Origin of the sequence: Enterococcus rotai (assembly GCF_001465345.1) — a bacterium.
Taxonomy (GTDB): Bacteria; Bacillota; Bacilli; order Lactobacillales; family Enterococcaceae; genus Enterococcus_L; species Enterococcus_L rotai.
Genome location: NZ_CP013655.1, coordinates 1,837,996 through 1,850,852 on the forward strand (window position 1 = coordinate 1,837,996; position 12,857 = coordinate 1,850,852).

The following is a 12,857-nucleotide window of genomic DNA, read 5'->3' on the forward strand; positions in this document are numbered from 1 at the left end:
GGTTTGGATTGGAGTCTTTTGGAAAAAGAAATAATAGTTTGACGTATAGCCATCGAGTAGGTGCTTACGCAGTGATTCAAAATCAAAATGGAGAATATTTGGTTGTGCAATCTTCCGATAAATACTTATTTTTAGTCGGAGGAGGAATTGAAAATGGTGAAGCTCCAATTGAAGCTTTAAAAAGAGAGGCGCTTGAAGAAATAGGTTTTAATTTAAGTATAGGTGAATTTATTGGAAAAGCTGAAAAACATTGGGTTTCTCCACAGTATCCTGATTTATCGCAACATAATATCGGTTATTTTTATGCTTGTACGCTCGCTAAAAAGGTTGCAGAGCCATTAGAAACAGAACCGATGCGTTGGGTGTCTTTAGAAACAATAGAGAAAAAGTTATTTCATGAACACCATTTATACATGTTAAAGAAAACGTTGGATTGAATCAAGTTAGAAATAATTAAAGTGAGTGGGACATGACTCTTTAAGTCATATCTCACTCACTTTTTCGTTTATTTACTCCTCTTAGCAAACGGCTGATAAGCAATACCGCGACTTTCACACCAATGAATGATCTCACCAGAAAAAATAATATCTGTTGTTGTAAGGTCACTCGTACTCTTTTTCCCAAGCAAGGTATATAACATTTTAAGTTCGTCTTCCCATTGCTGAAGAAGTGCGATGGTGTCATCTACACCGTGTGTCATTAGTTGGTTTAAAATCGTTCCCGCAACTCCCACACTTTTGGCACCTAAACTGAGGGCTTTGAGAATATCTAGCGATTGACGAACGCCACCAGATGCTAAAACGGTCAAGTCTCGTTGCCAATTGATCGATTCTAACAAGGAAAGGACGGTTGATTGGCCCCAGTCAGTTAAAAAGCCTAACTCTCGTTTTTTACGACGGGCATTTTCGATTTGGGTAAAACTAGTACCACCTTGACCACTGACATCAACAGCTTTTACGCCACGCAAGACTAATTGTTCAATCGTTTCACTACTCATACCAAAGCCAACTTCTTTCACAATTACAGGTACAGATAAGTGTGAAACAATATCTTCAATAGTATCTAGCCAACCATGGAAATCACGATCTCCTTCAGGCATTACTAGTTCTTGTGGGACATTCACGTGGATTTGCAGTCCATCGGCTTGGAAAAGATCGACTGCTCTTTTCGCTTCTTCTAAAGAAAGCCCAGCTCCAATATTAGCCCAGATCACACCAGTAGGATTTTCCTTACGCATGATTTGATAAGTATCAGCTAAATCAGGATTTTTTAAGGCTGCGTTGACTGAGCCTGTCGCAACCATGACACCAGTTTCTCTAGCGATAATACCTAATTGCTGATTGATGTCCTTTGCCCGTTCACTGCCACCTGTCATCGCATTGATATAAAACGGTTGTTTAAAGGTAAAATCAAGAAAGGATGTTGAAATATCAACTTCGTCTAACGCTATTTCTGAAAATGAATGATGAATGAATTTAATTTGATCGAAGTCGTTCATTTTCTCTTTATGAAAAGCTTTTGCCAAAGAAATATGTTCATCTTTTCGATTCATTTTTTTCCTGCTTTCCGTAAAAATATACATGTAATGGTAAAGGCGTGATGCCTTCTTTTTCCCATGAGCTCATCAATGGCAAAATGCCAGATTTTTGTTTGAAAATCACAATACCACAGTCACCACCGCCAGCACCAGATGATTTTGCAGCACCGCCGCAAGTCTGAGCTAAGTTACATAATTTTTTAAGGGCGGGCGTTTCGATCGTCACACCTGTAAGCGATGTTAACTGTTGGAGTAACTGTCGGTTTTTCCGAATTTGGGTTTGGATCAATGAAATGTTTTCAGAGTCGAAACCTGTAATCATTGTCTCAACACACGTTTTACTGTCATCTAGAAATTTCTGATAAGCATTTTTTTGAACTTCCTTTGATTGATTGACTTGATCCACTAGGTCAGAAGTAGAAGCGGGACTACCGGTCCAACCAATCAGAAGACGTAATTTTTTAGGAACGGTCAATGGTTTGATCATTAATTTTGGCCATGTTGCTTGAAGCAGAGCCGTCAGTGTTTGTTTTTGTGCTTGATCATTGACCCATTGATGATCGAAAGTTGAAAAGGCGATCCAGCCACCGTAACAACTTGCAGCGATATCACCACAGGAACCATTTCCTTGAACTTCTAAATGGGCTAAAGCTGAAAGCTTGAATATTTCTTCTTCAGATAGCTCTAAATCATAGAATAGGCTTAAAGATTTGACAGTTGCCACGGTTACAGCACCGCTTGAGCCTAATCCGTATTTTCGTCCATTGGAATTATCTAGTTCGCTAGTAACCTTCAAGTGATAAAACGCCAATTCCTTTTGTTGTTCTTGTGCATATTTTTCAGTTAAACGGATCGCCGCTAACACATAATGGAATGGATTTTCTCGAATATCAAGAACGAGTTCATTATTTCGTCTGGTCCAGCGTACAGGCAATGAACTGTATTGCGCTGATTGAATACTACCAACATTTTCAGCAGATTCAAGAGTGACTGTTACGAATTGATCGACTGCCACGATGATCGCTGGGTGCCCAGGTTCAACAACTGCATATTCGCCAGCAATAAATAACTTACCGGGTGTGGAAACTTCTATCATAATTCTTCCGACCTTTCTAGAGGGAGCAAAGTGATTTTTGGTCCTGCATGAGCCGTAATCAGTTGTTGCTCTGAAAAATGTTCTGCTAAAATATTCTTTAATGCAGCTAGATTTTTTTTCTCAACTAAAATTTTAACGTTTGGACCAGCGTCCATGGTAAAGTAGCAAGGAAGACCTTGTTCTCGTGCTGTGCGTACTAATTGCATGACGTTTAAACTTTCAGGCGACCAGTAGGTAAATGGTGGTACTGCTCCAAGGGTTGTACCATGCATACGCAATCCGTTCGCTTCAGTAACTTCACCTAGTTTATTAAAATCTTTTGCGGCGATTGCTTGTTTGGCCGTTGCTAAGTCAGCTTCAATTGTTTCTAGCCAACCAGAATAAAAACTGGATGTTTCAACGGTTCGTTTCATACCATCGCGACTAGAAATATCTTTGATACCATCATCAACTAACACAAAAAGCATCGCTAAATCATTTTCCCAACCATCTGCAGGGATTTCTTGAGCAAAAGAAGTTTGATCTGAATCTCCTTTTTGCCATTCAGCAAATCCACCAAAAATACTACGGCAAGCTGAACCTGAACCACGGCGGGCCAATCGGGATAATTCTGTCTCATTTAATTGTAGATTTAACGCTTGGCTGCAGGCGCCGGCCAAAGCTGCTAAACCGCTAGCTGAAGAAGCTAAGCCAGCTGCTGTAGGGACAAAATTTTGGCTTTCTACCCTAGCAAATAAAGAGATTTTATACTGTTGGCGAACGAGATCCAAGAATTTAGATACTTTCGTTGTTTGCTTAGCGTCTTGTAACGTCCCATCTAAGACAAATGAATCTTTCGTTAGTGACGCATCAAAAATCACAGTAGTTTCTGTATAAAAAGCATCAAGGGTCAAAGAAAGACTGTTATTCATTGGTAATATCAATTGTTCATTTTTTTTGCCCCAATATTTGATTAAGGCGATGTTTGTATAGGCTCGTGCTTTTCCAGCGTACATTAATTGTTCACTCCTAATGATTGAATCCAGGTCGCTACTGCGCCGGTGTTTTTTAAAGCAGCGGCGATTTTTTCAGCTTGTTCTTTCGATTCAGCTAAAGAAATCATACAACCGCCACGGCCGCCACCTGTTAGTTTGGCGCCAATTGCACCATTTTCACGAGCTGTTGTAACCAATCGGTCTAATTGCTCATTACTGACAGATAATGCTTTAAGTTGCTCTTGTGCTTGGTTCATAATATTTCCTAAAGCTAAAACATCATCTGCCAAAATGACTTGTTTAGCAAGTCTAGTCAAACGGCCTAGCTCAGTAATATGTTGTGCGATTTTAGCTTGGTCCTGCTCAAAAAGCTTCGCAACATCGCTGACTGCAGCTCTGGTTTGACCCTTGATACCTGTATCAGCAACGATTAAAAAAGCATTAGAAACATTCATTGGAAATGATTCTAAGGGCTGTCCTTTTATGAAAAATAGTGAGTCATTCCCGCTAGTTGCTGCAGCGTCAATGCCACTGGGATTTCCATGAGCTATTTTTTCAGCACGGTTTACTAAAGGTAACAATACCTCTTGGGTACATGTTACATCAAAGTAATCAAATAAAGCACGGACGATCGAAACCGCTGCTGCCGCACTGGAGCCCATACCGCGCTCGGCTGGAATCGTGCTAGTAATTGTGAGTTTTAACGTTGTATTTTCTTGGTGAAGAGCAATCAGTGTTTGATTGACGGCTTCTTTGATGCTTTTTAATGGTGACGGAACATCTGCAAGATTTCCTGAAAAGTAAAGGCAATCTAATGTCATGGCAGTACTAGATTCAACTGTTGTTGCAATAAACGTTTCTTGAAAAGGAAACGCAATAGCAGGTTCCCCATAAACAACAGAATGTTCCCCCATCAGAATAATTTTTCCAGATGCTTGTCCGTGCCCTATTTTTTCTTTATACATAGTAATAAACAGTCCTTCTATTTAAATATCAGATGTGTCGTGATCCAAGGTGCGGCGTAAAGAATCATGAATTGAACGCCATAATTTACGCCCATCTTATTAAGAGTACCACAAACGATTCCTACGAGCAAAACACCAAAAATATTGATTAATCCAGCATCCATATAAGCTAGTAATAAAATAAACCCGATAAATAACCCTAAAATGGCTTCATGGGGAATCTTTTTCAAAACGAAAGCTGTCATCTGACGAGCATATGTCATCGCAATGAAGTATGTAATAGCTGAAGCCAAGATCCCTGCAAACAGAATCGACAAAACAAATTCTCCTCTACTTAATAAATGATGGAGGTTATGTTCTAAGGTAAAAACGGGTGGAGCATTGAACAAAGCGTTAGCTGGTCCGACTGCTACTGGTGATAACGGAATACCTAAAGCAATCAGCGGAATAATTACGCCTGAAAGATAAGTCGCATGTGATAAGGCGCTCATAGAAGTGATCGCCATACTTGCTTTTTTGACAGGATCTTTTTCTTTATTTGCAACTGCCTCACCAAATAGAATCGTCAAACCGACTGGGCTTAAAAAGAAGAGAAAGTTTGAAAGCAAGGACACGACAATACTAGTCCCAGCTTCTTTTTTAGTAATTGTTTGAAAAGTGTGCCGTGAAGCTTGTTTTCCATCTGTTTTGTTCAACTTGATTTTACTTATTTCATGACGTGGTAAAGCATCTCGATTTTGTTTATTTAACAATCCTAATAAAGAAACGAGTAAAGGACCGATCGTGATTCCTAAAAAGAAAGAGACCGTCACATTTTTTTCTTGAGGAACAGCCCCGATTCCCCAATATAGATAACGTAGCCCCTGAAACAATAATCCGAGTGGGATAATACTTAGTAAAGCGAGTAATTTATTTTTCCCAATCAATGATAAAAAAATTGCTCCGAAAACAAATAATAATGGGGCATATGCTTTCACAGAATCTGAAAAAGGCGCCAAAATATTTGCTAAAAGCAAACTTATTGGTATAGCGACGGCAGTTCCGATCACAGAACCTGTTGCCATTTTTTTAATACTAGTTGTTGCTAGTCCCCGTTCTTTAAGGTATAAAGCATGTTCGATCATCGGTGTTGACATCACGCCACCAGGTAAACCGACTAATGCAGTTGGAATAGCATTCATCAAATTTAAGGTAATGATCGCAGCTATGAAAAACGTTAAAACGATGATCGGCTGTACACCTGCTAAAACAATAGCTAGTGTGACAGGCATCAAAACAGACGTTTCATCCGTTCCTGGCACAAAACCGATAAATGTATATAAAACGACAGCTCCGATCACGGCTAGCAGCATTTGAAAGAGTAATCCAACATCCATTAGTCGTCGTCCTCCATGATCACAATTCGTTTTGGTTTAATTAAAAAGGTACTAATAATGAACCCCAAAACAGCTCCACCTAGACCAAAAAATAGTTGTTTCGTTGTATCATGTGCAGGGGCAAGAAAAAAACTCCCCATCGTTGTGCCACTGCAAATAGCGATCGCTATGATCAAATCTTTTAAATCAACTAGGTCACCCCAAAGCTCGATCAGCTTCTTGTTCATTTATAATCCCCCCAATGGACTGTTTGAGAATCGTTCTCAAGCTATACTAGTGTACCAAAAAAGTATATGAAGTAAAATGTTTAGATTCTATTTCATAAGAAAATTAACATCTTATTAATAATCTGCACAAGAAAAAGAGAACAACCGAGACTGCGTTCAGCACTGTTTCGATGGTTCCCATTTTCTATCCTCTATTCATCAATGATTAAGCCCAAGCCGGCTGCAATTGTAATGGCCTGTTCTTGAGTGACTTTCAACCCTTTTAGTAATTCTTGTGAGAAAGCAATTTTTTCAAAAGTACTCTTTGTTAAATCAAGACCAGACAATTTTGTATGAAACCAATTACTGCCAGTCAATGAACAACTATCAAATAAAAGGTGATTCCAAGCCACTTCAACAAACTCAGTATCACTTAAACTTGTACGCTTGAATTGAACCACTTTTTGATTTGTTGCGCTAAAGGAAGAATAGTCAGCCAAGCAGTCTTCAAAAAGACAATCTCGCAAATAGCTTTCTGCAAAATTCGTACCTGTCAGTTTGCATTGTCGAAAATGAACCTGATGAAAACTAGCGCCGATCCATTCGGTGTTAGAAAGGTCGCAATGATCGAAAATCACATTACTACATTCAAAACGTTCCAAGTGATTTCGATTCATCGTGATTTTTTCAAATTGACACTCTCTAAACACTAAATTACGTACATCTTGATAACTAAGATCTTGCTCTTTCAATACCAATCCTTCAATAATGACTTCATCATCTAATGAAATGAAATCAGTTTCAGTTAGCTGAGGCAACAAAGGGGGAACGGGTTTTTTGAGTTTCATGACTAAAACCTCCAAATTTATATGACAGATTGAGTGTCATTATTCTGTTTCTTTATCTAAGTTTTCATTTAATTGATACGCACGATTATAAAACTTCAAGCAAGTCGTCAGTACAAAAGCGCCTGAAAGGCCTAAAAGACTTCCTAAAACAATCCCAATCAAACGATAATTCAGCAAGCTAACTAAATATTGGTGGCGAGCTAAATTTGCTAATAATAAAGACATAGGCGTTGTAAAAAAGTTTGCGATCGTATAATTTCGTTTAATGAAAAATTCTACAGTCAAAAAGAAAAAGCAAATTAGAAAAATGGTTTCTAATGAAGTAAATGAAATGCTTAATAGAAGAGCCGCAATCAATAAACCGATCATAGTACCCAAAATCCGCTGAATATTACGATGCATCACAGCACGTAAGTTATCACCTTGTAAAACTGCAGCACAAGAAACAATCATCCAATACGCATTCGTTAGATGCAATGACTGGCTAATATAAGTTGCTAAAAATAAAATAGCGGCATAATGTAGCGCATCAAGTAGGGCAGCGGGGTCAGTATAAAGGCGTTCCTGCAAAGAAATTTTCTTTTGTGGTAACGGGGTTTCACCTTCAATAAAGTATAAGATAACCGCAACTACAAGAGAGGTCAAAACACCTAGTAAAACGTAACTCATCATAGTAGGAACTCTGTCTAAAGGAATCTTAGTACCACTTCCCATAGCTGTTACCATGACAATAAAAAAAGCCCCTGGCTTAGCGATCCTATATAGCCTAAAAATGATCCGGGCACTAAAGCTGATCAAAGCAATAGCAATTGGAATGACCCAAGGAATATGGGTGCTAAGAACGCCCACAAGATTTCCAAAAAGTAAAAAACCACCAACAGAACTTAAAAGGGTCAATAACTCCTTTAATGGAAGAGTTTGATAATAAAGGAACGTAAAAATCCCTAATGAACCAAAACTACCAATCAATAAATTATTGGAAAAATAACCAATGAATAAGGGGACAGCCATACAAATACCTGCGCCAATCAGGCGAAAAGGTGCTTTTTGCGGTTTATGAAATGTAGTTAATTCTTTGAAAAAAGATGAATGGTGCATCCGATCACTCCTTTTAATAATATGAAAAATAGCACTCAAATTACTTGATGCTAAGTTGTAAAAATAAATCAACATGGTCTGTGACTATCAAAATACAATCCTTCTATTACTAATCTAACATATTTATTTATAAGAAGACAATCGCTTTTTCTCTAATCCAGCTATACGGGCTAGTCTCTCGGAAAAAAGATAAAATCTCAATAAGGTAAAAAGCACCTCATTGGGATTTTCCTATTTTTCAGTCGAGACTAAACAGCCCGCTCAGCTTTTTCTTTAATCTAGCTATACAGGTTAGTTTTCGAAAAAAAGAGAAAACTTGAATGTAACCAAAAACATGACTCTCATATTTTCCTGTTTTTCAAATGGGGCTGAACCAGCTCATTCAGTCTTCTATAGCCTTTTCTAAGAAATTGATTCTAATGTAGACATAATTTAATGATGGGTGTATTAAAAAAAAATAAGCTTATTCTTGATTTTTTAATTTAAAAATTGTAAACTATACCTCAGAACAATAAATAATTATTAAATTCTGATTTTTCAGAAAATAATCAAGGGCTTACTAGGGAGGAAAAAAGAATGAAGTTAAAAAAATCATTTGCTTTTGGATTCATCACTTTATTTAGTTTAACACTCGCGGCGTGCGGTAACGGCGGTGGAAATACAGACGATTCAGGTAGTTCAAAAGAGGCTGACGGCAAAGCAAGCGGAGAACAAATTTTTCGTATTAATGAACAACAAGAAATGCCAAGTGCCGATCCTTCGTTAGCGACGGATGAAGTTAGTTTTACAGCACTAAATAATGTTTATGAAGGAATCTACCGTTTAGATGCTAAAAATAAACCACAACCAGCTGGTGCTGCTGAAAAAGCAGAGATGAGTGAAGATGGTCTTGTTTATAAAATTAAGCTAAACGAAGACGCTAAATGGTCAGATGGAAAACCTGTAAAAGCAGAAGACTATGTTTATGGATGGCAACGCACGGTTGATCCAGCAACAGCTTCAGAATATGCTTCCCTATATAGTGCCGTTAAAAATGGCCAAGAAATCATGGATGGCAAAAAAGATAAATCAGAATTAGGTATCAAAGCAGTAGGAGACTATGAATTAGAAGTTACTTTACAACAAGTAACACCATTTATGGATTACTTATTCGCATTCCCTTCATTCTTCCCACAAAGACAAGATATTGTGGAAAAATATGGTGCTAAATTCGCTGCTAACAGTGAAAATGCCGTTTATAACGGACCATTTACTTTAGCAGATTTTGACGGACCAGGAACAGATACAGAATGGTCTCTTAAAAAGAACAAAGATTATTGGGACAACAAGACAGTTAAATTAGATGAAGTTAAAGTAAGCGTAGTAAAAGAAGCTCCTACATCATTGAATCTTTTCCAAGATGGTCAAGTAGATGAAGTTGTATTGAGCGGAGAATTAGCACAACAAATGGCGAGTGATCCAGAATTCGTTATCGAAAAAGAAGCGTCAACTCAATACATGGAATTGAATCAACGTGAAGATAGCTCACCATTTAAAAATGAAAACTTAAGAAAAGCAATTTCTTATTCAATCGATCGCAAATCATTGGTTGATTCAATCTTAGGTGACGGTTCAGTAGAACCAAAAGGACTTGTTCCAGCAGATATGTCTACTAGCCCTAAAGGGGATAAAGATTTTGCTGACGAAGCAGGAAATGTAATTGCTCACGACGAGAAAAAAGCAAAAGAGTATTGGGAAAAAGCGAAAAAAGAATTGGGTATCACTAAACTAGATATGGATATTCTATCTTCAGATACTGACTCTTCTAAGAAAACAGTTGAGTATCTACAAGGCGCTATCCAAGATACTTTAGATGGTGTAAAAGTAACCGTTAGCCCAGTACCATTCGCAGTTCGTTTAGATCGTTCAAACAAAGGCGACTTTACAACAACAATTGGTGGTTGGGGTGCAGATTATGCCGATCCAAGTAGCTTCTTGAACCTATTTGAAACTGGTAATTCTTATAACCGTGGTCACTATAGCAGTCCTGAATATGATAAAAACGTTAAGGCTGCAGCGACAACCAATGCGAATGATCCTGAAAAACGTTGGGATAATATGATCGATGCTGAAAAAGTTATTATGGATGATATGGGTGTTGTTCCACTTTACCAAAGAGCACAAGCTCGTATGCGTTCTGAAAAAGTTAAAGGAATTGCATTCCACCCAGCTGGACCAAAATTTGATTACAAATGGGCGTATATCTCAGAATAATCGAAATGGATAGTCAATAGCAAAAAGGACCTTTGCCCTCTTTGAATTAAAAAGGCAACGGTCCTCTTGCTATCTTTGCTCATAAAAAGTAAAATAATAAAGAAACAATAGAGACGATCAGTAAAATACCACCAGTTTCAAGCCAGTAAAGCTGATGTGCATTACCGATTTCAGAAAATGGTATGAATTCTTTCGGCTCATTTTTCTTTCTAAAACGAAAATGCATTTTCATAAAACGTTGGAAATTATCAAAAAAACCTGAGGACATGATCCATAGGGCAAGACCGATAATCAGAAAGAATAATGAAACGATGAAAAAGGTATCTGATATAGAACGGATAGTGAATGACTGTTTAATTAATAGGTAAGTGAAAATACCGATGCTTGAGACCGCTGAGGTAATCAAGGGCCATTTAAAATTTTTCATGTGCTCATCCTTACTTAATTTTCTATCCTTACTTTATCTAAAAAAGCTGATGAAGTCAAAATAATCTCGGAGGTGTCATTCTTGAACAGTTTTGGAAAATATTTTCTTAAACGGGTCTTCTTTATGATCATCACATTGTGGTTGATCGCAACGATTACGTTTTTCTTAATGCAATTATTACCAGGTACTCCTTATACCAACCAAGAAAAACTTAGTCCAGAAACAATCGCTATGTTGAATAAGCAGTCTGGGTTAGATAAACCAGTCATCGTTCAGTATGGAATTTACTTGAAAAACCTGCTTGTTGGTGATTTTGGGATCTCATTCCAATTTAAAAACCAACCAGTAGCAAAACTTTTGGCAGGTCGTATTGGGCCTTCTGTCCAATTAGGTGCGCAAGCAATCATCTTTGGAACACTAGTTGGTATTTTACTAGGGATCATTGCCGCAATGCGCCAAAACACATGGGTCGATACATTGGCTACGTTAATGGCAATTTTAGGACGTTCGATTCCTAACTTCGTCTTTGCCGTATTGTTACAATATATCTTTGCCATGAAATTAAAAGTATTACCAATCGCAATGTGGAATGGTTTTGCTTATACGATTTTACCGACGATCGCCCTGGCAATGAGTCCAATGGCCGATTCCGCCAGGTTTATACGAACCGAGATGGTCGAAGTTTTACATAGTGATTATGTAGAGTTAGCTCGCGCCAAAGGTTTGAGCCGCTGGCAAGTGGCAGTGAGACACGGTCTTAGAAATAGTTTGATTCCGTTGATCACATTACTTGGACCTTTAGCTGTAGGTTTAATGACTGGATCTTTAGTTGTTGAAAACATTTTCGCTATCCCAGGTATCGGGGAACAGTTCGTAAAATCAATTATGACGAATGATTATCCAACGATTATGGCCGTAACGATTTTATATTCTGCTTTATTAGTATTTGTAATCTTGATCGTTGATTTACTTTATGGATTGATCGATCCAAGAATTCGTGTTTCAGGAGGTGCCAAAGGTTAATGGAAACAGTTGACTTAAACAATGTCCCAGAAAAAATCAAAAACATACCTGCAAATGACTTTCAGCCTTTGGATACATCAACAACCAAGGAACGTGAACGAATTGCAACGCCATCACTAAGCTTTTTACAAGATTCTTGGCGTCGTTTGAAAAAGAATAAAGCTGCTGTAATTTCGTTGATTTTACTCGGAATCATCATCTTTATTTCAATTATTACTATTTGGGTCTCACCTCATGATCCAACACAACAAAATGTAGCGTACATCAACTTGCCACCGCGTATTCCATTTTTAGATAGTATCAATGGATTTAACGGTACAGCGAATGTGGCTGGTAAAATGGTCGATAAATACGCCCAAGCAAATGTTCCTGATAATGTTAACTTTTACCTTGGAACAGACGGCTTAGGTCGTGACGTATTGAGCCGTTTATTCATGGGAACTCGTATCTCATTATTGATTGCATTTATCGCAGCATTACTTGATATTACGATCGGTGTAACATACGGTTTGATCTCAGGATTACTAGGCGGACGTGTGGATACGGTGATGCAACGTATCTTGGAAGTTCTTTCAGGAATTCCTAACCTTGTTGTGATGATTTTGATGCTGACTGTTTTTGATCCAGGTATTTTGTCAATCGTGTTAGCGATGGTTATTACAAACTGGATTTCAATGGCCAGAATCGTTCGGGCTCAGACCTTGAAATTAAAAGATCAAGAATTTGTTTTAGCTGCCCAAACATTAGGAGAATCTCGTTTGAAGATCGCTGTTAAACATATTTTACCGAATATTTCCAGCGTAATTATCGTTCAAATGATGTTCAGTATCCCGTCAGCAATTTTCTTCGAAGCGTTTCTAAGTTTCATCGGTTTAGGATTAAGACCGCCGACCGCTTCACTTGGAACATTATTAAATGAAGGATATAAAACGTTCCGTTTCCTTCCATATTTGATGTGGATTCCTGCCGTAACACTGTCAGTCGTAATGATTTGTTTCAACTTGTTAGCTGACGGACTACGTGATGCCTTCGATCCTAAGATGAAAGAGTAGAG

The 12,857-nt window shown here is 38.0% G+C and carries 13 protein-coding genes; 4 read left to right on the forward strand and 9 right to left on the reverse strand.

The annotated features are described in order from the left end of the window. The first annotated feature begins 8 nt into the window (after nt 1-8). Nucleotides 9-437 carry an NUDIX hydrolase gene (locus tag ATZ35_RS08435; protein WP_208930368.1) on the forward strand — a complete coding sequence of 143 codons (429 nt, stop codon included), beginning with the start codon at nt 9-11 and terminating at the stop codon, nt 435-437. Nucleotides 438-505: 68 nt separating this feature from the next. Here the strand turns inward: ATZ35_RS08435 and fni are convergent, their stop codons facing one another. The 8 genes from fni to ATZ35_RS08475 form a co-directional block, all read right to left on the reverse strand. Beyond that, entirely contained in the window at nt 506-1,552 is a 1,047-nt protein-coding gene (fni, locus tag ATZ35_RS08440) for a type 2 isopentenyl-diphosphate Delta-isomerase (protein WP_208930369.1), read from the reverse strand. After that, on the reverse strand, nt 1,536-2,633 hold the full coding sequence (locus ATZ35_RS08445) for a phosphomevalonate kinase (protein WP_208930370.1): 1,098 nt from the start codon (nt 2,631-2,633) through the stop codon (nt 1,536-1,538). Before ATZ35_RS08445 ends, fni begins: the two co-directional genes overlap by 17 nt. After that, nucleotides 2,630-3,628 carry a diphosphomevalonate decarboxylase gene (gene mvaD / locus ATZ35_RS08450; RefSeq protein WP_208930371.1) on the reverse strand — a complete coding sequence of 333 codons (999 nt, stop codon included), beginning with the start codon at nt 3,626-3,628 and terminating at the stop codon, nt 2,630-2,632. Before mvaD ends, ATZ35_RS08445 begins: the two co-directional genes overlap by 4 nt. Further along, a complete protein-coding gene (mvk, locus tag ATZ35_RS08455; protein ID WP_208930372.1) occupies nt 3,628-4,572 on the reverse strand; it encodes a mevalonate kinase in 945 nt (314 codons plus the stop codon). Before mvk ends, mvaD begins: the two co-directional genes overlap by 1 nt. 17 nt (nt 4,573-4,589) lie before the next feature. Next, nucleotides 4,590-5,948, reverse strand: a complete 1,359-nt coding sequence (locus ATZ35_RS08460) for a tripartite tricarboxylate transporter permease (protein WP_208930373.1) — start codon at nt 5,946-5,948, stop codon at nt 4,590-4,592. Then, a complete protein-coding gene (locus ATZ35_RS08465; protein WP_086445048.1) occupies nt 5,948-6,175 on the reverse strand; it encodes a hypothetical protein in 228 nt (75 codons plus the stop codon). The genes ATZ35_RS08460 and ATZ35_RS08465 overlap by 1 nt, the downstream gene beginning before the upstream one ends. A gap of 191 nt (nt 6,176-6,366) precedes the next feature. Continuing rightward, complete coding sequence (locus ATZ35_RS08470; protein ID WP_208930374.1) at nt 6,367-7,002, reverse strand: pentapeptide repeat-containing protein; 636 nt, start codon at nt 7,000-7,002, stop codon at nt 6,367-6,369. A gap of 39 nt (nt 7,003-7,041) precedes the next feature. Next, nucleotides 7,042-8,100, reverse strand: a complete 1,059-nt coding sequence (locus ATZ35_RS08475; RefSeq protein WP_208930375.1) for an FUSC family protein — start codon at nt 8,098-8,100, stop codon at nt 7,042-7,044. Between the two features lie 576 nt (nt 8,101-8,676). Between ATZ35_RS08475 and ATZ35_RS08480 the strand changes: the two genes are divergently transcribed. After that, entirely contained in the window at nt 8,677-10,353 is a 1,677-nt protein-coding gene (locus ATZ35_RS08480) for a peptide ABC transporter substrate-binding protein (RefSeq protein WP_208930376.1), read from the forward strand. Between the two features lie 79 nt (nt 10,354-10,432). Here ATZ35_RS08480 and ATZ35_RS08485 read toward each other — a convergent pair whose 3' ends face one another. Beyond that, nucleotides 10,433-10,780, reverse strand: coding sequence for a DUF3899 domain-containing protein (locus tag ATZ35_RS08485; RefSeq protein ID WP_208930377.1), 348 nt, complete (start codon nt 10,778-10,780; stop codon nt 10,433-10,435). Between the two features lie 81 nt (nt 10,781-10,861). Between ATZ35_RS08485 and opp1B the strand changes: the two genes are divergently transcribed. After that, nucleotides 10,862-11,803, forward strand: coding sequence for an oligopeptide ABC transporter permease Opp1B (opp1B, locus tag ATZ35_RS08490; protein ID WP_010771133.1), 942 nt, complete (start codon nt 10,862-10,864; stop codon nt 11,801-11,803). Further along, complete coding sequence (opp3C, locus tag ATZ35_RS08495) at nt 11,803-12,855, forward strand: oligopeptide ABC transporter permease (RefSeq protein ID WP_010762690.1); 1,053 nt, start codon at nt 11,803-11,805, stop codon at nt 12,853-12,855. Before opp1B ends, opp3C begins: the two co-directional genes overlap by 1 nt. The last annotated feature ends 2 nt before the right edge of the window (nt 12,856-12,857 follow it).